This window comes from Achromobacter sp. ACM04, from assembly GCF_014851465.1.
Taxonomy (GTDB): Bacteria; Pseudomonadota; Gammaproteobacteria; order Burkholderiales; family Burkholderiaceae_B; genus Achromobacter; species Achromobacter aegrifaciens.
Genome location: NZ_JACUZS010000001.1, coordinates 1,894,071 through 1,916,034 on the forward strand (window position 1 = coordinate 1,894,071; position 21,964 = coordinate 1,916,034).

Annotated in this window: 22 protein-coding genes; 8 read left to right on the forward strand and 14 right to left on the reverse strand. The window is 67.2% G+C overall.

All coding sequences use genetic code 11. The features are described from left to right. Positions 1 to 88 precede the first annotated feature (88 nt). Positions 89 to 1,078 (forward strand): tripartite tricarboxylate transporter substrate binding protein, encoded by a 990-nt coding sequence (locus tag IB259_RS08840; protein ID WP_119449326.1) that lies wholly within the window; start codon positions 89 to 91, stop codon positions 1,076 to 1,078. A 23-nt stretch (positions 1,079 to 1,101) separates the two neighbouring features. Then, positions 1,102 to 2,172 (forward strand): maleylacetate reductase, encoded by a 1,071-nt coding sequence (locus IB259_RS08845; RefSeq protein WP_192328559.1) that lies wholly within the window; start codon positions 1,102 to 1,104, stop codon positions 2,170 to 2,172. Between the two features lie 36 nt (positions 2,173 to 2,208). On the opposite strand, the gene IB259_RS08850 is transcribed toward IB259_RS08845, so the two are convergent. The 6 genes from IB259_RS08850 to IB259_RS08875 all read right to left on the reverse strand — a co-directional run bounded on the left by IB259_RS08850 (position 2,209) and on the right by IB259_RS08875 (position 7,766). Next, a complete protein-coding gene (locus IB259_RS08850) occupies positions 2,209 to 3,321 on the reverse strand; it encodes an NADH:flavin oxidoreductase/NADH oxidase (RefSeq protein WP_175181433.1) in 1,113 nt (370 codons plus the stop codon). Between the two features lie 107 nt (positions 3,322 to 3,428). After that, positions 3,429 to 4,199 carry an ectoine/hydroxyectoine ABC transporter ATP-binding protein EhuA gene (ehuA, locus tag IB259_RS08855; protein WP_054455983.1) on the reverse strand — a complete coding sequence of 257 codons (771 nt, stop codon included), beginning with the start codon at positions 4,197 to 4,199 and terminating at the stop codon, positions 3,429 to 3,431. Next, positions 4,196 to 4,867: an ectoine/hydroxyectoine ABC transporter permease subunit EhuD gene (gene ehuD / locus IB259_RS08860; RefSeq protein ID WP_192328563.1), complete on the reverse strand. Its 672-nt coding sequence runs from the start codon at positions 4,865 to 4,867 to the stop codon at positions 4,196 to 4,198. Before ehuD ends, ehuA begins: the two co-directional genes overlap by 4 nt. Further along, complete coding sequence (ehuC, locus tag IB259_RS08865; protein WP_054455979.1) at positions 4,864 to 5,517, reverse strand: ectoine/hydroxyectoine ABC transporter permease subunit EhuC; 654 nt, start codon at positions 5,515 to 5,517, stop codon at positions 4,864 to 4,866. The genes ehuD and ehuC overlap by 4 nt, the downstream gene beginning before the upstream one ends. Positions 5,518 to 5,527: 10 nt before the next feature. Next, positions 5,528 to 6,436 carry an ectoine/hydroxyectoine ABC transporter substrate-binding protein EhuB gene (gene ehuB, locus IB259_RS08870; RefSeq protein WP_156337399.1) on the reverse strand — a complete coding sequence of 303 codons (909 nt, stop codon included), beginning with the start codon at positions 6,434 to 6,436 and terminating at the stop codon, positions 5,528 to 5,530. Between the two features lie 175 nt (positions 6,437 to 6,611). Continuing rightward, the gene (locus IB259_RS08875) at positions 6,612 to 7,766 is read right to left on the reverse strand and encodes an ABC transporter substrate-binding protein (protein ID WP_192328566.1); all 1,155 of its coding nucleotides are present in this window, start codon (positions 7,764 to 7,766) and stop codon (positions 6,612 to 6,614) included. A 264-nt stretch (positions 7,767 to 8,030) separates the two neighbouring features. Here IB259_RS08875 and IB259_RS08880 point away from each other — a divergent pair, with 264 nt between their 5' ends. Next, complete coding sequence (locus IB259_RS08880; protein WP_054455974.1) at positions 8,031 to 8,456, forward strand: OsmC family protein; 426 nt, start codon at positions 8,031 to 8,033, stop codon at positions 8,454 to 8,456. A 130-nt stretch (positions 8,457 to 8,586) separates the two neighbouring features. After that, on the forward strand, positions 8,587 to 9,876 hold the full coding sequence (locus IB259_RS08885) for an Nramp family divalent metal transporter (RefSeq protein ID WP_175162986.1): 1,290 nt from the start codon (positions 8,587 to 8,589) through the stop codon (positions 9,874 to 9,876). Positions 9,877 to 9,945: 69 nt separating this feature from the next. Here IB259_RS08885 and IB259_RS08890 read toward each other — a convergent pair whose 3' ends face one another. Next, a complete protein-coding gene (locus tag IB259_RS08890) occupies positions 9,946 to 10,167 on the reverse strand; it encodes an XRE family transcriptional regulator (protein WP_192328569.1) in 222 nt (73 codons plus the stop codon). Between the two features lie 184 nt (positions 10,168 to 10,351). Next, positions 10,352 to 10,960, reverse strand: coding sequence for a TetR/AcrR family transcriptional regulator (locus tag IB259_RS08895; protein ID WP_054455971.1), 609 nt, complete (start codon positions 10,958 to 10,960; stop codon positions 10,352 to 10,354). A 102-nt stretch (positions 10,961 to 11,062) separates the two neighbouring features. Here IB259_RS08895 and IB259_RS08900 point away from each other — a divergent pair, with 102 nt between their 5' ends. Beyond that, positions 11,063 to 12,346 (forward strand): MFS transporter, encoded by a 1,284-nt coding sequence (locus IB259_RS08900; protein ID WP_192328571.1) that lies wholly within the window; start codon positions 11,063 to 11,065, stop codon positions 12,344 to 12,346. Positions 12,347 to 12,408: 62 nt separating this feature from the next. Here IB259_RS08900 and IB259_RS08905 read toward each other — a convergent pair whose 3' ends face one another. Then, on the reverse strand, positions 12,409 to 13,107 hold the full coding sequence (locus tag IB259_RS08905) for a GntR family transcriptional regulator (RefSeq protein ID WP_225588757.1): 699 nt from the start codon (positions 13,105 to 13,107) through the stop codon (positions 12,409 to 12,411). 129 nt (positions 13,108 to 13,236) lie between these two features. Here IB259_RS08905 and IB259_RS08910 point away from each other — a divergent pair, with 129 nt between their 5' ends. Genes IB259_RS08910 through IB259_RS08920 form a run of 3 tightly spaced genes read left to right on the forward strand, consistent with a single transcriptional unit; the run spans position 13,237 to position 16,342 of the window. Beyond that, positions 13,237 to 14,232 (forward strand): tripartite tricarboxylate transporter substrate binding protein, encoded by a 996-nt coding sequence (locus IB259_RS08910; protein ID WP_054455963.1) that lies wholly within the window; start codon positions 13,237 to 13,239, stop codon positions 14,230 to 14,232. A 50-nt stretch (positions 14,233 to 14,282) separates the two neighbouring features. Next, complete coding sequence (locus IB259_RS08915) at positions 14,283 to 15,083, forward strand: enoyl-CoA hydratase/isomerase family protein (RefSeq protein WP_125470024.1); 801 nt, start codon at positions 14,283 to 14,285, stop codon at positions 15,081 to 15,083. Positions 15,084 to 15,103: 20 nt separating this feature from the next. Further along, a complete protein-coding gene (locus tag IB259_RS08920; protein ID WP_192328574.1) occupies positions 15,104 to 16,342 on the forward strand; it encodes a CaiB/BaiF CoA-transferase family protein in 1,239 nt (412 codons plus the stop codon). Positions 16,343 to 16,967: 625 nt separating this feature from the next. On the opposite strand, the gene IB259_RS08925 is transcribed toward IB259_RS08920, so the two are convergent. The 5 genes from IB259_RS08925 to IB259_RS08945 all read right to left on the reverse strand — a co-directional run bounded on the left by IB259_RS08925 (position 16,968) and on the right by IB259_RS08945 (position 21,811). Next, on the reverse strand, positions 16,968 to 17,699 hold the full coding sequence (locus tag IB259_RS08925; protein ID WP_054452351.1) for an ABC transporter ATP-binding protein: 732 nt from the start codon (positions 17,697 to 17,699) through the stop codon (positions 16,968 to 16,970). After that, on the reverse strand, positions 17,696 to 18,496 hold the full coding sequence (locus tag IB259_RS08930; RefSeq protein WP_054452353.1) for an ABC transporter ATP-binding protein: 801 nt from the start codon (positions 18,494 to 18,496) through the stop codon (positions 17,696 to 17,698). Before IB259_RS08930 ends, IB259_RS08925 begins: the two co-directional genes overlap by 4 nt. Continuing rightward, the gene (locus IB259_RS08935; RefSeq protein ID WP_054452355.1) at positions 18,493 to 19,581 is read right to left on the reverse strand and encodes an ABC transporter ATP-binding protein; all 1,089 of its coding nucleotides are present in this window, start codon (positions 19,579 to 19,581) and stop codon (positions 18,493 to 18,495) included. The genes IB259_RS08930 and IB259_RS08935 overlap by 4 nt, the downstream gene beginning before the upstream one ends. Next, positions 19,578 to 20,507 (reverse strand): branched-chain amino acid ABC transporter permease, encoded by a 930-nt coding sequence (locus IB259_RS08940; RefSeq protein ID WP_013394754.1) that lies wholly within the window; start codon positions 20,505 to 20,507, stop codon positions 19,578 to 19,580. Before IB259_RS08940 ends, IB259_RS08935 begins: the two co-directional genes overlap by 4 nt. A gap of 158 nt (positions 20,508 to 20,665) precedes the next feature. After that, on the reverse strand, positions 20,666 to 21,811 hold the full coding sequence (locus IB259_RS08945) for a branched-chain amino acid ABC transporter substrate-binding protein (protein WP_013394755.1): 1,146 nt from the start codon (positions 21,809 to 21,811) through the stop codon (positions 20,666 to 20,668). Between the last annotated feature and the right edge of the window lie 153 nt (positions 21,812 to 21,964).

Below are 21,964 nucleotides of genomic sequence, written 5' to 3' on the forward strand. Positions count from 1 at the left end.
CAATTACGATACTGCGCATGGACGCACTTTGGCAATTTAGACAAAGATAGACGGCCGGACACAACGACGATAAGCCCAGGAGACCCGCATGCCCCCGATCAACGCCCCCCGCCGCTCGCCCCGCGCCCTGCTGGCCAGCGCCGCCCTCGCCGCAGGCGCCTGGGCTGCCGCCCTGCCCGCGCTGGCGGATTCCTATCCCAGCAAGCCGGTAACGGTGGTGGTGCCCTTCGCTGCGGGCGGCACCGTGGACCGGGTGGCGCGCCAGGTGCAGCAGGCGCTGCAGGACAAGCTGGGCCAGACGGTGGTCATCGACAACCGCGGCGGCGCCGGCGGCACCATAGGCACGGCGCTGGTGGCCAAGTCCGCGCCCGACGGCTACACGGTGGAAATGGTGTTCGATTCCTACGCCACCGAGCAGCACATCTACCCCAAGCTGTCTTATGACACGGCGCGCGACCTGACGGGCGTGTCGTACATGGTGCGCTCGCCCATGGTGCTGGCCGTGACCGCCAGCGGTCCATACCAGACGCTGGCCGACTACGTCGCGGCCGGCAAGAAGGGCAGCGTGTCCTACGCCTCGGTCGGCGCGGGCAGTTCCAACCATCTGGCGGCTGAAATGTTCCATCAGGCTGCGGGCACCAGCGGCATCCACACGCCCTACCGCGGCGGCGGCCCGGCGGTATCGGACCTGATGGGCGGACACGTGGAGTCCATCATCGCCAGCCTGCCGCTGGTGCTGCCCCACATCCAGAGCGGCAAGCTGCGTGCGCTGGCGGTGACGGCGCCCAAGCGGGTCGCGGCCCTGCCGGACGTGCCCGCCATCGCCGAGAGCTATCCGGGCTTCGAGATCTATTCCTGGGTGGGCATGGTGGCGCCCGCAAGGACGCCGGCGGCGACGCTGGACAAGCTGGCCGACGCCACCATCGCCGCGCTGCGCGACCCGGCCGTGGCCGGACGCATCACCGAATCGGGATTCGAAGTGGTGGCCGGCGGCCGCGATGACATGAACCGGCTGGTGCAGGCCGAGTCCCAGCGCTGGGGCGAGCTCATCAAGAGCCGCGGAATCGTTGCACAATGACCGACATGCAGACTGGGAACGCCATGCAATCCTTCATCTACGCCAGCCGCGCCCAGCGCGTGGTCTTCGGGCCGGGCAGCCTGGGCGGCCTGGCGGCCGAACTCGATGCGCTGGGGCTGCAGCGCGCGCTGGTGCTCTGCACGCCGCCGCAGCGCGCGCAGGCCGAACGGGTCGCGGCGCTGCTGGGCGAAGCGCGGGTTGCCGGGATCTTCGACCAGGCCGTGATGCACGTGCCGATGGAAATCGCGCGCCAGGCGCGGGAAGCGGCGCGCGAGCTGGGCGCCGATTGCGCGGTGGCCGTGGGCGGCGGCTCCACCATCGGGCTGGGCAAGGCCATCGCGCTGGACTCGGGCCTGCCGGTCATTGCCGTTCCCACGACCTATGCGGGCTCGGAGATGACGCCGATCTACGGTCTCACCGAGAGCGGCCTGAAGAAGACCGGCAAGGATGACCGGGTGCTGCCGCGCAGCGTGGTGTACGACCCAGAACTGAGCCTGTCGCTGCCGGTGTCGATGAGCGTGACCAGCGGCATCAACGCCATCGCCCATGCGGCAGAGGGTCTGTACGCGCGCGACGGCAATCCCATCATGGAGCTGATGGCGCAGGAAGGCATACGCGCGCTGGCCCAGGCGCTGCCCGCCATACATGCCGGCGCCCGCGGCGCGGACCTGCTGCAGGCGCGCAGCGACGCGCTCTACGGCGCCTGGCTTTGCGGCACGGTGCTGGGCAGCGTGGGCATGGCGCTGCATCACAAGCTCTGCCATACGCTGGGCGGCAGCTTCAACCTGCCGCACGCGGAAGTCCACACCGTGGTGCTGCCGCATGCCCTGGCCTACAACGCCGCGGCCGCGCCGCGGGCCATGGAACGAATCGCCATGGCGCTGGGCGCGCCGGCTGCCGCGGCAGGCGTATTCGATCTGGCCAGCACGCTGGGCGCGCCCACGGCATTGCGCGACATCGGTATGCGGCAGGAAGACCTGGACCGCGCCTGCGACATCGCCATGCAGACGCCCTACCCCAATCCGCGTCCGCTGGAACGCGAGGCCTTGCGGGCGCTGCTGCAAAACGCCTACGAAGGCAGGCGGCCTCAATAAACAGGGTCCGGCAGGCTGCCAGCCTGCCGGTTGCGCCTAGCGTTGTCCGAAGCGCGTATCGCCAAACAGCGCCTTCTGGTCACGCGGCTGCGAACGCCAGTACTGGCGCGGCGCGCTGACCTGGCCGCCCAGTTGCGCCGCGGCGTGCCACGGCCAGCGCGGGTCGTACAACATGCCGCGCGCCAGCGCGACCATGTCGGCCTGGCCGTTCTGCAGGATGTCTTCGGCCTGCTGCGCCTCGGTGATCAGGCCCACCGTGATGGTCGGCATGCCCACCTTGCGCTTGATTTCGTCGGCGAACGGCACCTGGTAGTTCGGCCCCACGGGTATCTTCTGCTGGGACGAGACGCCGCCGCTGGACACGTCTATGAATTCACAGCCGCGTTCCTTCAAGGCTTGCGCCAGGACCAAGGTCTGTTCCAGGTCCCAGCCGCCTTCGACCCAGTCGGTGGCCGACACGCGCACACCTAGCGTCACCGACGGCGGAATGGCCTCGCGCAGCGCCTGGAAGACTTCCAGCGGAAAGCGCATGCGGTTCTCGAGCGAACCGCCGTAGGCGTCGTCGCGCCGGTTGGACAGCGGCGACAGGAACTGATGCAGCAGATAGCCGTGCGCGGCGTGCAGTTCGATCGCGTCGAAGCCCAGCCGCACGGCGCGCCTGGCGCTGGCCACGAAGGCGTCGCGCACGCGGGCCAGACCCGCCGTGTCCAGCGCGTGGGGCGGAGGTTCCGACGCATTGTGCGGCACGGCCGAAGGCGCCCAGCCCTGCCAGCCGCCGGCCTCGGGCGGCACCAGTTGGCCGCCGTTCCAGGGCGCTTCGCTGGACGCCTTGCGGCCCGCGTGGCCCAGCTGTATGCCCAGCTTGATGGGCGCATAGCGGCGGATGGCTGCAACGACGCGGCCGATGGCCGCCTCGGTTTCATCGGACCACAGGCCCAGGTCTCCCGGGGTGATGCGGCCGTCGGGCTCCACGGCGGTGGCTTCCACGAACAGCAGCGCCGCGCCGGACAAGGCCAGATGCCCCAGGTGGATCATGTGCCAGTCGGTCGCCAGGCCTTCCTCAGCCGAGTACTCGCACATGGGCGCGATGACGATGCGGTTGGCCAGCTCCAGCTGGCCGATGGACGTGGGACTGAAAAGCAGGGACATGCTGGAGCCTCCGGGGCGTGGGATGCGACAGCATAGCGCCCCGACCCGCCCGGGAACCTGAATACCGCAGCCCGGGGCGGGGTCAAGGCTGGCACGCAAGCGCCGCGCTACTGCCCTTCGATCACCGAATCCAGGAACTGGCGCGTGCGCGCTTCCTTGGGCTGGCTGAACAGCACCGCCGATTCGGCGTCCTCGACGATGTTGCCCTCGTCGAAGAACAGGGTCCGGTCCGAGCTGCGTTCTGCGAACTTCATCTGGTGGGTGACGATGATCATCGTCATGCTGCGCCGGGCCGACAGGTCGCGCAGGATCTGCAGGATGCCGCCCACCAGCTCCGGGTCCAGCGCGGAAGTCACCTCGTCGAACAGCATGATGTCGGGGCACATGGCCAGCGCGCGCGCTATGCCCACGCGCTGCTTCTGCCCGCCCGACAACTGCGCGGGATAGACATCGAGCTTGTCGCCCAGCCCGACCATCTCCAGGTATTCCACGGCGCGCTCGCGCGCCTGGTCGCGCGACATGCCCAGCACGTGCACCGGGGCCTCCATGGCATTGGCCAGCGCCGTCATGTGCGGGAACAGGTTGAAGTGCTGGAACACCATGCCGATCTTGCCGCGCACCTTGCGCAGATGCTCTGAATTGAGGCCGGCGGGGCGGCCCTGCGCGTCGGTCCACATGGGCACGCCGTCGATCTCGATGTCGCCGCTGGTGGGCTGGTCCAGCGTCATCAGCACGCGCAGCAAGGTCGATTTGCCCGAGCCGGAGGGGCCGATCACTGCCACGGTCTGGCCGGCCGGTATCTCCAGGTTGATGCCGCGCAGCACCTCCAGTTCTCCGTACTGCTTGCGCAGGTTCTTGATGCTTACGCTGGCGCTCATCGCTTTCCTCCATATCGTTGCAGGCGGGCCTCCAGGCCGCGCACGCCCCAGGCCGCCACCAGGCTCAACACCAGGAACAGCAGGCCCACCAGGGTCAGGGGCTCGGTGTAGCGGAAGGTGGCAGAGCCGATCATCTTGCTCTGCTGCAGCAGTTCCACCACGGTGATCGCCGACAGCAGCGGCGTGTCCTTGAACATGGCCACCAGGTAATTGCCCAGCGCCGGCACCACCGGCGGAATCGCCTGCGGCAGCACCACGCCCACGGCCGTGCGCCAGCGCGACATGTTCAGCGCGGTGGCGGCCTCCCATTGGCCGCGCGGCACGGCTTCGATGCCGGCGCGGTAGACCTCGGCGCAATAGGTCGCGTAGTGCAGGCCCAGCGCGGTGATGCCGGTGGCCAGCGGCGACATCCGCACGCCGGTCAGCGGCAGCACGTAGAACAGGAAGTACATCTGCACCAGCAGAGGCGTGCTGCGCACGAACTCGATCACGAAGGCGGTGGGCAGGGACACGATGCGCAGCCGCGAACGCCGCAGCAAGGCCAACACCAGGCCCAGCGTCACAGCCACCAGCATGCCCAGCAGCGTGGCCTCGATCGTGATGACCAGCGCCGAGCCCAGCGTGGGCAGGATCTCCAGGGCGAAGGACCAATCGAATACCGGCTTCATCGCACGCGCACCTTGCGTTCCAGCAGACGCACGCCGGCCGTGATCAGCAGCGCCACGGCGAAGTACATCAGCAGCATCAGGGTGAAGATCTCGGTAGTGCGCAGGGTCTCGCTGCGCAGCAGCTGGCCGCGGAAGGTCAGGTCCGTGATGGTGATGAGGGACACCAGCGCGGTGTTCTTCAACAGCTCGATCAACAGGTTGCCCGCAGGCGGCAGCATGGCCGGCACGGCCTGCGGCACCACGATGCGGCGCATGATCTGGCCGCGCGTCAGGTTCAGCGCGATGCCGGCTTCGCGCTGGCCCGGCGGCACCGCGCGGATCGCGCCGCGCACCACTTCCGCGCCATAGGCGCCGGCGTTCAGCGCCAGCACCACGATGCCCACCAGCATGGCCGGCAGTTGCACGCCGAACAGCGGCAGCACGAAGTAGAACCAGAAGAGCTGCACCAGGGCCGAAGTGCCGCGAAACACCTCGACGTAGACCGCCGCGATCCAGCGCAGCGGGCGCACGGACGACAGGCGCCCGATGCCCGCGGCCAGTGCCAGCGGAACGGCCAGCACCACGGCGCCTGCCATGATCTCCAGGGTCACCGCCAGCCCCTGCAGGAGCGGTGGCGCCAGCTCGGCGAAATGTTCGGATATCAGCCGCATGCGCGCCCCCTTACTGGCCGGCGCACAGCTTGGCGGCCGTGACCCCCTTGGGCAGTTCCTCTGCTGTGAAGCCAAAAGGCGCCACGAGTTTCTGGTGTTCTTCGGTGCCGATGAACTTTGCCAGCTCAGCGTTGAAGGCGTCGGCAAAGGCCTTGTCGTCGCTGCGGAAGGCATAGGCGCCGTAGCCGCGCACGTCCTTGCCGTCGATGACGGGATCCTTGAACGGATCGGCCTTCTCCAGGCCGCTGGCCGCGCTGGTCTTGCCCATCAGGTCGTTGACCGTGAGCGCCGTGGCCGCATAGGCGTCGGCGCGGCCCGCCTGCACGCCGGACAGCGCGCTGACCGCATCCGGGAACACCACCACCTGGGCGGGCGGCACCTTGATCTTGGAGGCGTACTCCGCTTCGATCGCGCCGACCACCACGCCGAGCTTGGCGTCGGGATTCTTCATCACGTCTTCATAGCTGTGCAGATTCTTGGGATTGCCTTGCTTGACCAGGAAGGACTGGCCCACCCCATAAGTGGGGTCCGAGAACGCCACCTGCTGGCAGCGTTCGGGCGTGACGTACATGCCCGCGGCGATGATGTCGAAGCGCTTGGCCTGCAGGCCCGGAATGAGCGAGCCGAACTCGGTCAGGACGCCCTCCACTTCGTTGATGCCCATGCGTTTGAGCACCACCCGGGCGATCTCCACGGATTCGCCCGTGACCTTGGCTTCCTTGCTGTCCATGAAGGCGAACGGCGCTTCGTTGGCGTAGCCGATGCGTATCTTGCCGGCGGCCTTGGCGGCTTCCAGGGTGGACGCCGCGGCGGGCGCATTCGCTGCCGGAGCAGCCTTGTCGGATCCCGAGTCGGAACATGCCGCCAGCACCCCCAGGCTCAAGGCGGCCAGCATACGTCTGGATCGGATCAGGCTCATGGCAGTTTCTCCTGTATTTATTTCGAGGTATATGGATTCACTAAAAATAATACGCTATTAAATGATTTCGACACGAATCATATGCCCGAAAAAAAGCAGGCCGCAGCCTGCTTTTTGCTTCGCCGCCCTATGGGCGTCAGGACAAGTTACGAATCGTAGACTTATATGTCCCCACTTATTCCGCGTAGGAAAAACGGCCGTTCCGGACGATGCCCATGACGCGGGCGCGCTCGTCGAAACCCTGGTGGTTGTCCTTGGTGATGTTGAGCACGCCATTGGGCACGACCAGGTCGCGCGTGTTTTCCAGAGCATCCCGCAGCGCCGCGCGGAATTCCGGCGTACCAGGCTTGGCCCCGGTCTTGAGCGCCCGCGCCACCGCCGAGTCCAGCAGCATCCAGGCGCCATAGGCGTCGCCCGCGAACTGGGTCAGCGTGTTGGCGCCGTAGCGCGCTTCGTACTTGTCGGCAAAGGCCACCGCCACCTTCTTGACCGGGTTGTCGTCGGGCAGCTCGCGCGCCACCACGCCAGGGCCGGTGGGGAACAGGGTTCCCTCCACGTCCGCGCCGCCGACCTGCAGGAATTCCAGCGTGCCTATGCCGTGCGTCTGGTAGATGGCGCCGGTGTAGCCGCGTTCCAGCAGCGTCTTCTGCGGCAAGGCAGACGGGGTGCCGGCGCCGGCGATCAGCACGGCGTCCGGCTTGGCGGCGATGACCTTCAGCACCTGTCCGACCACCGACGCGTCGGTGCGCTGGAAGCGCTCCTGCGCCACGATCTTCAGGTCGGTCCCGGCAGCGGCGGTGAACTCCTTCCACCAGCTGTCGCCGTAGGAATCCGCGAAGCCGATGAAAGCCACGTTCTTCAGACCCTTCTTCTTCATGTCCGTGACCAGCGCGGTGGCCATCAACGAATCGTTCTGCGGCATCTTGAAGGCCCAGGCGCGCTTCGGATCGGACAGCGGCTCGACGATGACGCTGGAGGCGGCCAGCGCAATCATGGGCGTGCCGGTTTCGGCCAGCACGTCCAGGCCGGCCAGCGCGGCGGCCGTGGTGTTGGGGCCGACGATGGCGTCGACCTTGTCTTCCGAGGTCAGCTTGCGCATGTTCTTCACCGCGCGGCTGACGTCGGTACCGTCGTCCAGCACCACGTAGCGGGCCGGTTCGCCGCCCAGCGTGGCCGGCCACAAGCGGATCGCGTTATTGGTCTGGATGCCGATGGCCGCGGCCGGACCGGTGGTGGACACGTCCACGCCGATGACGATTTCAGCCTGGGCGGACAAGGCGGGGACGGCCAGCGCAATGGCGCAGGCGTAGCGGACGAGCTTGTAAGACATGACAGCAGTTCTCGGCGAGGTGTGAGCAGATGCCTGTATTTTGCCTGATGGCCGCGTGCCGCCTTGCGACGCGCATCAAGAAAGCTGGTCTGCGGTTACATAGGCTTGCCGTTGCGCGCAGACGCTTTCCGCGCCTGGCGCCCGCAGCCGCCTTATCATCGTTCATGCCATTCCAGGCAGCGCGCCCCGCCCCCAGCGGGCGGCCCGCGCCCTCCCACACCGGCCGCGCGCGCGACGGGCGCGGTCCTTCTACAGGAGTCACGCATGAAGAAAACCGCAACCGCCCACTGGTCGGGCGACCTGAAGACCGGCAAGGGCACGATCTCCACGCAGAGCGGCGCGCTCAAGGAACAGGCCTACGGCTTCAACACCCGCTTCGGCGACACCCCGGGCACCAATCCCGAGGAATTGCTGGGCGCGGCTCACGCCGGCTGCTTCACCATGGCCCTGTCCAACATCCTGTCCGAAGCAGGCATGGTCGCGCAAAGCCTGGACACCAAGGCCGAAGTCACGCTGGACAAGGTGGATGACGGCTTTGCCATCACCGCTGTCCATCTGACGGTGGAAGCCGTCATTCCCGGCGCCAGCGCCCAGGCCTTCGAGGACGCGGCCCGCAAGGCGGAAAAAGGATGCCCCGTGTCCAAGGTGCTGAACGCCAAGATCTCCATGGACGCCAAGCTCAAGTCCTGATCCCCGGTGCAGCCCATGGCCCGTCCGAGAAGGATGGCGCCATTGGGCCGCCCTATCCCCTGCTTGCCCAAAATCAATTTGACGATGCCGCCCCCCAAGAGGATGATGAGAATCATTCTCAGGAGCGAGCATGGGCCAATTCATCTACGCGATATCCGGCGGCAGGACCGCGCTGGCGCAGGACGTCCAAGTATCGGCGGGCCTGCGCCGCATCGCCGGCCCCGGCATCCTGGTGGCCGTGGGCTATATCGATCCGGGCAACTGGGCCACCGACATCGCGGGCGGCAGCGGCTTCGGCTACGGGTTGCTGCTGGTCGTCATCACCTCGGCGCTGCTGGCGCTGGGCTTCCAGATCCTGGTGTCGCGCCTGGCGCTGGCAACGGGGCAGGACCTGGCCACGCTGACGGCCCGCCACCTGTCGCCGCGCCTGGCCAAGGCCGCCTGGCTGGCCGGCGAGGCGGCGATCCTGGCGACTGCCCTGGCCGAACTCATCGGCGGCGCAATCGCGCTGCGCCTGCTCTTCGGGCTGCCGCTGATCGCGGGCGTTGCGGTGACCGGCGTCGGCACGTTCGCCGTGCTGGCGCTGACGCGCGGCAACGCCGACAAGCACGAGCGCTTCATTGCCCTGCTGCTGTCGGTGGTCGCCATGTCCTTCGTGTTCCTGCTGTTCAAGGCCAACCCGGCCTGGACGGAAGTGGCGCACGGCGTCACGCAGACCGGCCGCGCGCTGCGCGACCCGCAGGGCTTCCTGATCGCGCTGGGGATACTTGGCGCGACCCTGATGCCGCACAACCTGTACCTGCATTCCGGATCGCTCGCGCAGCGTGCGCAGCAATTGCCGCCCAGCGCCCGCGACCTGGCCATGCGCGTGGCGCGCAACGACACCGTCGTGTCGCTGGGCCTGGCCATGCTGATCAACGCCGCCATCATGATCGTCGCCGCCGCCTCGCTGTCGGGCTCGGGCATCATCGTGTCCAGCCTGGACGACGCGCATGCCGTGATCGGCCAGACCCTGGGCATCGGCGCGGCCATCGTGTTCGCCGTGGCGCTGTATGCCGCGGGCCAAAGCTCCACCATCACCGGCGTGCTGGCCGGACGCATCCTGTCCCAGGGCTTCCAGGTGGGCAGCGGCTGGTCGGACCGCCGCCGCGCGCTGGCGACGCGGCTGGTGGCGGGCGCCGCGGCGGTCGGCCTGCTGGCCTTCACCGGCGGCCAGGATCCGGACGGCCTGCTGGTGCTGAGCCAGGTCATCCTGAGCCTGGCCCTGCCCTTCGCGCTGGGGCCGCTGGTGCTGCTGGCTTGCCGCAAGAGCCTGATGGGCAAGTACGTGTTGCGCGGCGCCTGGGCCTGGGCCGCGGTTGCGGCCACGGTCGGCATCCTGCTGCTGGATGGCTATCTGGTGGCGGACATGCTGGTCTGAGCCCCAGGGATAGCCTGGAATAAAAAAACGCCAGCGATGCTGGCGTTTTTCTCGTACCCGCTATCGGGCTCAGTGGTAGGCGGAGACCACGGGGTGCTGGCGGCGGCCGGCGTCCATGTCATGCAACACCTCGCCCACGGCGCCGCCGAAGGCGGCCAGGCGCACTTTCAGGCGCAGCCACCGCGAGCCGGACGAGTGGCCGGACAGGCTTTCCGCGATGATCGCGTCATGGATCAGGGTACGTTCCAGCTCATCCGACATGCGGGCATTCTTCAGCGCGGTATCGCTCATGGTTCTCTCCTTGAGAAAGCGATGTGGAACAACACGAGTCCATCTTAGACCTGTGCTTGCTGCGCCGCAATAAATTTCTTAACCATTTTTTTGTGCGTTGCGCAATGGGTACAAACACCGAAAATGGTGCACATGTGCACTGCTGCCTGCACCTTTCTTGTGCTGCCCCTTCCGAAGACGCCCGTCAGGGCTGTGCGAGATGCGCCTGGATCAGCATGTCCGCCATCTGCGCGACCCGGCCGGCTGGCCCGCCTTCGCCAAATAGCTGGCTGGAGACGAAGGCCCCTTCGAACAACAGCAACAGGCCATCGCCCAGCGCGTCGGGATCGGCCGCCCCCATTTCCGCCGCCATGGCGGCCAGGCGCCGCCGCAGCTCGGCCTTGTGTTCCACCGCCACGGCGCGGGCGGGATGACCGGCCTCGGGGTATTCCACCGCCGCGTTCGTCAGTCCGCAGCCCCGGTAGCCGCTCTGCACCGCGCGCACGCCCAGGCCGGTCAGGTAGGCCAGGATCTGGGCCCGGGGATCGCCCGGATGCGCCGCGCAGGCCGCGTCGAAACGCGCCCAGAACTCAGCGTCATAGTCGCGCAGATAGGCCGCCGCAAGCTCGTCCTTGGACGAAAAGCTGCGGTACAGGCTGGGTTTGGTCACGCCCGCTTCGCTGACGATGGCGTCCACGCCCACCGCCCGGATGCCGTCCCGGTAGAACATTTCGCGCGCGGTCTTGCGGATGCGCTCGGCCGCCAGCGGCGGCTTGGATGCGGGCCGATCGGCGCTCGAGGTTTTACTGGCCATGGATGGGCTCCTTTCCGGATGACGGATCGACTAAAAATCGCTTGACGATGTTACTGACCGGTACGTACTATTCGCAAACCCCAATACGTACCGGTCAGTAACATGAGTATAGCCCACCCTCCCGTCCCTTTCCGGCGCGCCGGCCAGAAGTACGCTTTTGTCGTCGTCGCGGTGATTTTCCTGTCCCTGCTGGTATCCGCCGGCCTGCGTTCCTCGCCCAGCGTGTTGCTGGTGCCTCTGGAAGAAACCTTTGGCTGGAGCCGCAGCACCATCTCGCTGGCCGCCGCGGTCGGCATCTTCCTGTATGGCATGGTGGGACCGTTCGCGGCCGCCGCGATGGAGCGCTTTGGCTTGCGGCGCGTGCTGATCGGCGCGCTGATGCTGATGGCTGCGTCCAGCGCGGCCAGCGCCTTCATGACCCAGTCCTGGCATCTGCTGCTGACCTGGGGGGTGTTCTCGGGCCTGGGGTCCGGCGCGGTCGCCGTGGTGCTGGGCGCCACCGTCGTCAACCGCTGGTTCACCAAGCACCGCGGCGTGATGATGGGCCTGCTGACCGCCAGTTCCGCCACCGGCACGCTGGTGTTCCTGCCGGTGCTGGCCGCGCTGGCCTCGTCGGGCGACTGGACGCGCGTGGTGTGGACGGTCGCGGCTGCTGCTGCGGCGCTGGTACCGCTGGCCTGGTGGCTGGTGCCGGACCGGCCTGCCAGCGTCGGGCTGGTCCCCTACGGCAGCGATCCGCATGCCCCGCCCCCGCCCGCCGCGCCGCGCACCGGCATGCTGGCGGCCACCTTCGGCGCGCTGGCCCGGGCCTCGCGCACCCGCACGTTCTGGTTCCTGTTCGCGACCTTCTTCGTGTGCGGATTCACCACCAACGGCCTGGTCGGCACGCACCTGATCGCGCTTTGCGGCGACCACGGCATGCCCGAGGTGCAGGCCGCGGGCCTCCTGGCGTTGATGGGCATCTTCGACCTGATCGGCACCACGGCGTCCGGCTGGCTCACCGACCGCTACGACCCACGCAAGCTGCTGTTCGTCTACTACGGCCTGCGCGGACTGTCGCTGATCTACCTGCCCTATTCCGACTTCTCGTTCTACAGCCTGTCGATCTTCGCCATCTTCTTCGGCCTGGACTGGATCGCCACGGTGCCGCCCACGCTGCGCCTGACGACCGAAGCCTTCGGCGAGCGCGACGCGTCCATCGTGTTCGGCTGGATCGTCGCCGGCCACCAACTGGGCGCCGCCAGCGCCGCCTGGATGGCGGGCGCCGTGCGCGAAGCCCAGGGCAGCTATCTGATGGCCTTCGTCATCTCCGGCATGACGGGCCTGATCGCCGCCGTCATTGCGCTGATGATAGGCAGGAAGCGCGTGGTGGCGCAGCCGGCCTGAGCGCGCCAGCGGGCGGGCGGGCGGCCGAGCCCTGGGCCCGCGCCGTCCGCGCCGATGACAGCTCACTTCAAGCCTTGGGCCCCGCGCCCGCGCAGGTTGTAGGTCTTCTTGCTGCCCACATGCCTGCGGATGAGCGACTCCGCAAGCTCGCCGTCGCGCTGCATCAGCGCCTGCACGAAGGCCTCGTGGTCGGCCACCGCCGCCGTCCATTCGTCGATATCGAAGTTCGACTTGTAGCGCAACGCCTGCACCTGCAGGTTCAAGCGGTCATACGAATGCGTCAGCGCCGGGTTGTGGGCCGCCCGGTTGATGGCGATATGCGTGCCCATGCTGGCCGCGAAATACGCGCGGATGTCGCGCTGTTCATACCCTTGCAGCATCTGCGCGTGCAATTGTGCGATATGCGCCAGTTCCGCGTCCGTGGCGCGTTCGGCGGCACTGCGCACCGCCAGCCCCTCCAGCACCGACAGCACATCGAAGATGTTCTCGACATCGTCGGCCGACAACTCGATCACCATCGCGCCGCGCTTGGGCTGCAGAGTCACCAGGCCGTCGGAAGCCAGCATGCGATAGGCCTCGCGCAGCGGCGTGCGTGAAATCTTCAACTGGTCGCACAGGTCCCGCTCGTTCAGCCAGGTGCCCGGCTTGAAGGTGCCGTCGATGATGAGCTGCCGCAATTTTTCCGCCACCACGGCCGGCAGCGTGGGGTGATGAATGGCCAAATCGGGGACGGACTGGTCCATAACTTCAGGGTTAGCCATGAGTTGTTGCCACTCGCTATTTCGACTATTTTTGTATCTGGTATACCAAACACCAAAGGCATACCAACCTGACCCCATCATAGATCAAGCAACACGCGGGCAGGCTGACAACCACCAAAGGAGACCCACATGCACAAGCACGCTCGCGCCTGGGCCGGCGCCCTGGCGTTGACCGCCGGCCTGGCCGCCGCCAGTCCCGCCCTGGCGCAGGACGCATCCAAATGGCCGGAACGGCCGGTACGCCTGATCGTCGGTTTCGTGCCCGGCGGCGGCACCGACGTATCGGCGCGCATCCTGTCCGCGCGCCTGTCGGCGCTGCTGGGCCAGCAGGTCGTGGTCGAGAACAAGCCCGGCGCTTCCGGCCTGATCGCGGCCGACTTCGTGGCCAAGGCCGATCCGGACGGCTACACGCTGCTGCTGGCCAATATGCAGTCCACCGTCGCCGCGCCCTATGTGGTGCAGTCCAGCGTCGACCCGATCAAGGACTTCACGCCGGTGCGCTACATCGGGTCGGTGCCCAACGTGCTGGTGGTCAATCCGGCCAAGCACAGCTACGCCAGCGTGCAGAACCTGGTGGACGACGCCCGCGCCAAACCCAAGCAGCTGACCTACGCCTCCTCCGGCATGGGCAGCCCTCAACACCTGAGCGCCGCGCGCTTCTCTCAGATCGCGGGCGTCAGCATGGAGCACGTGCCGTACAAGGGCAGCGGCCAGGCCATGACCGACCTGCTGGGCGGCAGCGTGGACATGAACTTCGACACCCTGCCCGGCGCCATCAACCAGATCCAGGCCGGCAAGTTGCGGCCGCTGGCTGTGACCAGCACCGAACGCAGCAAGCGCCTGCCCGACGTGCCGACGCTGGCCGAGTCCGGCATCAAGGGTCTGGACATCGTGCAGTGGTATGCGGTGCTGGCCCCGGCCAAGCTGCCCAAGCCGGTGCTGGACAAGCTCGACCAGGCGCTCAGCCAGACGCTGGCCGATCCCGAGATCAAGGCCAAGCTGGCCGACCAGGGCATGGAACTGGGTGGCGGTCCGGCCACCCCCGCGGCCTTCGCCAGCTACGTCCAGGACGAATGGAGCAAGTACGGCAAGCTCACCGCCAGCCTGGGCCTGACCAAGCAGTAAGCCCGCAGCAACCCGGCGGGGGTGCGCCCCCGCCCACGCAAAGGAACACCATGAGCGCTACCCCCACTTCCGACACCTCCCCCATCCTGTGCCAGCGCGACGGCGACATCGCGACCGTGGTGCTGAACCGCCCGGAAAAGCTCAACGCCTTCACCATAGACAGCTGGCGGCTGCTGGGCGACGCCTTCCTGGAGCTGGACGCCGACGACAGCGTGCGCTGCGTGCTGCTGCGCGGCGCGGGCGAAAAGGCCTTCTCCCCGGGCAATGACATCAGCGAATTCGAGACCGCGCGCAGCAACAAGCGCCAGGCCATCGAGTACGGCGCCGTGATGCGCCGGACCATAGAAGCCATCGGCAACTGCCGCCATCCGGTGGTAGCGCAGATACACGGCATCTGCGTGGGCGGCGGGCTGGAGATCGCCAGCCTGGCCGACATCCGCATCTGCGGCCAGAGTTCGCGCTTCGGCGTGCCCATCAAGAACCTGGGGCTGGTGATGTCGTACTCGGAACTGGCGCCGCTGGTGCGCCTGGTGGGCCCGACCGCCGCGCTGCAGGTGCTGCTGGAAGGCACCATCTTCGACGCGCAGGAAGCGCTGCGCCTGGGCGTGGTCACGCGCGTGGCGCCCGACGATCAGGTCGCCTCCGAAGCCCAGGCCGCCGCCCGCCGCATCGCCGACGGCGCGCCGCTGGTCGCGCGCTGGCACAAGAAGTTCATCCGCAATCTGGTGCAGGGCAAAGCCCTGACCGACGCCGACCGCGACGAAGCCTTCGACTGCTTCGACACCGAGGATTTCCGCACGGGCTACCAGGCCTTCCTGGCCAAGGCCAAGCCGCAATTCAACGCCCGCTGAACCCCATGCAAGGAGGACTCATGCATAACGATACCCAGCGCCCCGCCGGCGCCCTTTCCGGCATGCGCGTGATCGAGCTGTCGCAGATCATGGCCGGCCCGACCTGCGGCATGATGCTGGCCGACATGGGCGCCGACGTCATCAAGGTCGAGAAGATCGACGGCGGCGACGATTCGCGCCAGTACCGGGACCCGCAGATCAACGGCATCTCGGCGCCTTATCTCATGCTCAACCGCAACAAGCGCGCCATCGCGCTGGACTTGAAGCATCCGGAGGGCAAGAAGGTCCTGCTGCGCATGATCCGCGACGCCGACGTGGTGACCGAGAACTTCCGCAAGGGCACGATGGAAAAGCTGGGCCTGGGCTACGACCGGCTGCGCCAGGAAAACCCGGGCCTGATCTATTGCGCGGTGTCGGGCTACGGCACCACCGGCCCCTATGCCGACAAGGGCGGCTTCGACCTCGTGGCGCAGGGCTTCTCCGGCCTGATGGCGATCACCGGGGAACCGGGCGGGCCGCCGCTGCGCACCGGCAACTCCGTCGCGGACATCAACGCCGGCTTGCTGGCGGCTTTCGGCGTGCTGGCGGCCTACCAGCACAAGCAGCGCACGGGCGAAGGCCAGATCGTGGAAACTTCATTGCTGGAAGCCAGCCTGCAGCAGCTGTACTGGCACGCCGCCATCTACTTCGGCAGCGGCGTGTCCCCCGGCCCCACGGGTTCGGCGCACGTGCTGAGCGCGCCCTACCAGGCCTTCCCCACCGCGACCGACTGGATCATCATCGGCGGCGCCAACGAGAAGAACTGGCAGCGCATCACCCAGGCGCTGGGCAAGCCGGAATGGGCCGAGGATGCCCGCTACGCCCGCAATCGCGACCGCATGCAGAACCGCGATCAACTGGTAGAGGATATGTCCGCCATCCTCAAGACGCGCAGCGCGGAGGAGTGGCTGGACGTATTCGACACGGCCGGCGTGCCTGCGGGCCCTGTGCATTCCATCGCCCAGGCGCTATCGCATCCGCAGACGCTGGCGCGCGGCATGGTGGTGGAACAGGAGCACCCGGTCGCGGGCACGGTGCGCACGGTAGGCATGCCGGTGAAGCTGTCGGCCACGCCCGCGCAATACCACCGCGCGGCGCCGCGGCTGGGCGAGGACAGCATCGCGATTCTGGGAGAGTTCGGCTACAACGCCAAGGAAATCGAAGCGCTGATCGATGCGGGCGTGGTCGCGGCCGTGGACCGTGAACGCGCGCCGGCTTAGGACGTTTTTGGCTGAATTGCTGACGTTCGGTTTTGTACGGCTGGGGTTCTTGAGTCGCCGGCGTCCGGACTGCGGGATTCCGATGCTCGCCCCGGTGGGGCTGCGCTTCGGATCCCTCCGTCCGGTCACCGGCTCACGGCATCTGCCCATGAACGGGTCCGAAACCAACGCATTAGGCGACTGCCAGCCGAGGCGGCCCGGAGCCATCCGAAGCGCAGCCCCATTGGGGCGAGCATCGGAATGGCGCAGGGCAGCCTCGGCGGCTAAAGAACCCTGACATCCGCAAGCTCGGAGCCCTGCCGCTGCGGCTTTGTGAGGCTGGGTTCTTTTGTGCGGCAGGGTTCTTGAGCCGCCGGCGTCCGGACTGCGGGATTCCGATGCTCGCCCCGGCGGGGCTGCGCTTCGGATCCCTCCGCCCGGCCACCGTCTCACGATGTCTGCCCATGAACGGGGTCCAAAGCCAGCGCATTAAGCGACTGCCAGCCGAGGACCCCGGAGTCATCCGAAGCGCAGCCCCACCGGGGCGAGCATCGGAATGACGCAGGGCAGCCTCGGCGGCTCAAGAACCCTGGCGTCGGCAAGCTCGAAGCCCTGCCGCGCCCGCCCCAAAGATCCCGGCCGCGCCCTACTCGGACTCGCCCAGATAGGCCGCCCGCACCTTGGGATCGTGCAACATGTCGCCGGCCGGACCAGACAGGATGATCTCGCCCGATTCCATCACGTAGCCGCGATGGCTGTTTTCCAGCGCCAGGCGCGCATTCTGCTCGATCAGCAGGATGGTGACGCCTTCGCTGGCGATGGTGCGTACCACCTCGAAGACCTTCTCCACCATCAGCGGCGCCAAGCCCATCGAAGGCTCGTCCAGCAACAGCAGCTTGGGGCGCGCGATCATCGCGCGCCCCATCGCCACCATCTGCTGCTCGCCTCCGGACAGCGTGCCGGCCGCCTGCTTGCGGCGCTCCGCCAGGCGCGGGAACAGCGTGAAGACGCGGTCGGTGTCCTGGCGGATCTGGGCCGCATCGCGACGGATATAGGCCCCCATCGCCAGGTTTTCCTCGATCGTGAGCTGGCCGAAGATGCCGCGCCCTTCCGGCACCATCACCAGACCGCGGCGCACCAGCTCATGCGACTTCTGGCCGCCGACGGACTGGCCGCCGTAGACCACTTCACCGCCCGCCAGCGGCACCAGTCCGCAGATGGCGCGCAGCGTCGTGCTCTTGCCGGCGCCATTGGCGCCGATCAGGCAAACCAGTTCGCCCTGGTCCACGCGCAGGTCGATGCCGCGCACCGCGCGGATGCCGCCATAAGAAACCTGCAGGCCCCGCAATTCCAGTAGGGGTTGGGATGCTGCCGTCATGCCGGGCGCTCCTGATGAATCTGCGGATCCTGCGCGGCGCCTGCGCCCAGATACGCTTCAATGACCTTGGGATCGCGCTGCACCTGGGCGGGTTTGCCCATGGCCAGCACCTTGCCGTATTCGAGCACCAGCACGCGGTCGCACAGGCCCATGACGAGCTTCATGTCGTGCTCGATCAGCAGCACGGTGATGCCGTCGGCGCGGATCTTCTCGACCAATTTGCGCAGCACCACGGTTTCCGATGCGTTCATGCCGGCCGCCGGTTCGTCCAGCGCCAGCAGCTTGGGATCGGTGGCCAGCGCCCGCGCGATCTCCAGGCGCCGCTGGTCGCCGTAGGGCAACGAACGCGCCACGTCGTTGGCGCGATGGCCGATGCCTACGTAGTCCAGCAGTTCCTGCGCCCGCGCTTCGGTGGCGGCCTCTTCGGCCCGCGTGCCGCGCGTGCGCAACACGGCGCCCAATACGCCCGACTTGGTGCGCATGTGGCGGCCGATCATCACGTTCTCGATCGCGCTCAGGTTGGCGAACAGGCGGATGTTCTGGAAGGTGCGCGCCAGGCCCGCATAGGCGACTTCATGCGGCTTCTTGCCGGACATGGACTCGCCGTTGAACGTGCAGCTGCCCTCTTCCGGGATGTACAGGCCGGTGAGCACATTGAACAGCGTGGTCTTGCCCGCGCCGTTCGGGCCGATCAGGCCGTAGATCTCGCCTTGCTCGATGTCGAAGCTGACGTCCGACAGCGCCTGCAGGCCGCCGAAGCGCTTGCCCAGTCCCTGGGCTTGCAGCAGTTTGCTCATGCTCCGCCTCCCTGGGTCTTGGTTGCAAGTTCACGCTTGCGCACCGCCGACGGCCACAGGCCGGCCGGACGGAACAGCATCACGCACACCATGGCCAGGCCGAACAGCAGCATGCGTATGCCCTCGGGGTCCAGCACCACGGCGCCGAACAGCATGTGCTGCACCGGTTCGACCACCGCGCGCAGGAACTCGGGCAGCGCGGCCAGGATCAACGCGCCCAGGATCACGCCCGGGATGTGGCCCATGCCGCCCAGCACCACCATGCACAGGATCGAGATGGATTCCATCAGCGAAAAGCTCTCGGGGCTGACGAAGCCCTGCATCGAGGCGAACAAGGCGCCCGCCACGCCGCCGAAGGACGCGCCCATCGCGAACGCCAGCAGCTTGATGTTGCGGGTATTGATGCCCATGGCCTTGGCCGCGATCTCGTCTTCGCGGATCGCTTCCCAGGCGCGGCCGATGCGCGAATTCTGCAGGCGCACGCAGACCACGATGATGATCAGCGTCACCGCGAGCAGCAGGTAGTAATACTTTTCGGGTCCCGTCACGCGCAGGCCCAGCAGGCTTTCCGTGCGGCCGAAGGCGAACTCGCCGACCTTGAAGGTGTCGATGCGGTTGATGCCCTGCGGTCCGTTGGTGATGTTGACCGGCGCGTTCAGGTTGTTCAGGAAGATGCGGATGATCTCGCCGAAGCCCAGCGTCACGATGGCCAGATAGTCCCCTCGAAGCTTGAGCGTGGGCGCGCCCAGCAGCACGCCGAACAGGCAGGCCACCGCCAGCGCGATCGGCAGGATCGCCCAGAACGGCAGGTGCAGGCCGAAATGGGGCGATGCCAGCAACGCCCAGGTGTAGGCGCCCACCGCGTAGAACGCGATGTAGCCCAGGTCCAGCAGGCCCGCGAAGCCCACCACGATGTTCAGGCCCAGCGACAGCATCACGTACAACAGCGCGAAGTTCAGGATGCGGACCCAGCTCTGCCCGGCCATGCCGATCACGAAGGGCAGCACCGCCAGCACCACGCCGATCAGCGCGATGCCGATCAGGTTGCGGGTGGAGAACCCGCTGCTTTTCAGGGTTGCGTTCATGCCCGGTCTCCCACGCGCTCGCCCAGCAGGCCGGACGGACGGAAGATCAGCACCAGCACCAGCACGAAGAACGCGAACACGTCCTGATAGTGGCTGCCGAGGAAGCCCCCGGTCAGGTCGCCGATGTACCCGGCGCCCAGCGATTCGATGATGCCCAGCAACAGGCCGCCCGCCATGGCGCCTACCAGATTGCCGATGCCGCCCAGCACCGCGGCCGTGAAGGCCTTCAGGCCCAGCATGAAGCCCATGGTGTATTGCGACACGCCGTAGTAGGTGGCGACCATCATGCCGGCCACCGCGGCCAGCGCCGAGCCGATCAGGAACGCCGCCGAAATGACCGTGTTGATGTTCACGCCCATCAGCCCGGCCACTTCGCGGTTCTGCGCGGTGGCGCGCATCGCCGTGCCCAGGCGGGTCTTGTGCACCACGGCCAGCAGTCCGCCCATGATCAGCGCCGCGATCACCACGATGGCAATCTGCAGCGAGCTCATGCGCGCGCCAGCAATCTCGAATACCTGCGGCGACAGCACCTGCGGGAAGTTCAGGTAGTTGCGGCCCCAGCCCATCATCGCCACGTTCTGCAGGATGATGGACACGCCGATGGCTGTGATCAGGGCAGCCAGGCGCGGCGCGCGCCGCAACGGCCGGTAGGCCACGCGCTCGGCGGTCCAGCCCACGGCCATGCACAGCGGCACGGACACCAGCAGGCCGACGCCCAGCACCACGAAGGCGGACGTGGAAGGATCGCCGCCCACCAGCGAGATGGCGATGGTGGTCGCCGCCATCGCGCCGATCATGACGACGTCGCCATGGGCGAAGTTGATCAGCCCGATGATGCCGTACACCATGGTGTAGCCCAGGGCGACCAGGGCGTACACGCTGCCTAGCGTGACGCCGTTAATCAGTTGTTGAATGAAGATATCCATAGGGGCCGCTGAATAAGCCTGGAAAAATCGCGCGGACCTTGCGGTGACGGCCCTCGGGCCTGCCACGGCGCCGCGCGTGGCACGCGCCTGACGGCGCGCACGCTGCAATACGGGCGGGACGCGGCGCTCAGCCGCCTCCCCGCCCCGGTCCAGCCGCCTTAGTTGGCTTGGCTGACCATCGTCTCAACCATCTCCCACTTGCCGTTCTTGACTTCGTAGATGGTGACCGAGATTTCCTTCAGGTCGCCCTTGGCGTCGTAGGAAATGTGCTCGCTGGTGGCGCCCTTGCGGTTCAGCTTGGCCAGGGCCGGCAGGTACTTCTCGGGCTTGGCCGAGCCGGCCTGCTCGATGGCGGCGATCATGTTCCAGGCGCCGTCATAGGCGTAGGGAGCGTAGACGCCGGGGGCCTTCTTGAAGCGGGCCTGGTAGCGCTGCTCGAAGTCCTTGCCCGCGGCCATCTTGTCCAGCGGCACGCCGGCCAGCGAGGCGTAGGTGCCGTCGGCGGCGTCGCCGGCCAGCTTGATGAAGGTGTCGCTGCGCGTCATTTCGCCCGAAACCAGCGGCGCCTTCAGGCCCAGGGTAGCCAGTTGGCGCTTCATCGGACCGGATTGCGCGTCCAGGCCGCCGTAGAAGATGGCGTCGGGCGCCGAACCCTTGATGTTGGTCAGGATGGCGGTGAAGTCGTTGGCCTTGTCGGTGGTGTACTCGCGGCGCACGACCTGGCCGCCAGCGGCCTTGACCGCCTTCTCGACCTCGTCGGCCAGGCCCTGGCCGTAGGCGGTGCGGTCGTCGATGATGGCGACCTTCTTGGCCTTCAGGCTTTCCACCATGAACTTGCCGACCGCGGCGCCCTGCTGGGTGTCGCTGGTCATCATGCGGAAGGTGGTTTCGTAGCCTTGCTTGGTGTACTCCGGCGAGGTCGCCATGGCGATCTGGGGCAGACCGGCTTCATGGTAGACGCGCGAAGCGGGGATGGTCGTACCCGAGTTGAAGTGGCCCAGGATGCCGACCACGTCCTGGTCGACCAGCTGCTGGGCAACCTGCACGCCGACGCGCGGATCGGCCTGGTCATCGCGCGACACCAGCACGAACTTGGCGGTTTCGCCGTCGACCTTGATGCCCTTCTTGTTGGCTTCTTCCAGGGCCAGGTTCAGGCCGTTCTGCATGTCCTCGCCATAGTGCGATTGCGGACCGGTGAGCGGCGCGGCAAAACCGAACTTGACGTCGGCAGCCTGCGCGGAGGCGGCCATGCCGGCGGCGGCGATGCTGGCGGCGAGAAGCTTCAAAGTGGTGCGGAACTTCATGGGTATCCTCCGAGTGTCGGACTTAAGACCTTGTTATACCTGAGCTTTTAACCAGGCTTTTGGTTTTTCACTACTAGCAAGTCCGATATGGCGGAAGCTTGCGTGTGCATGTTCTGCAAAATCCGGAAGCCGGGTTGCGACTTCCGGATTTGA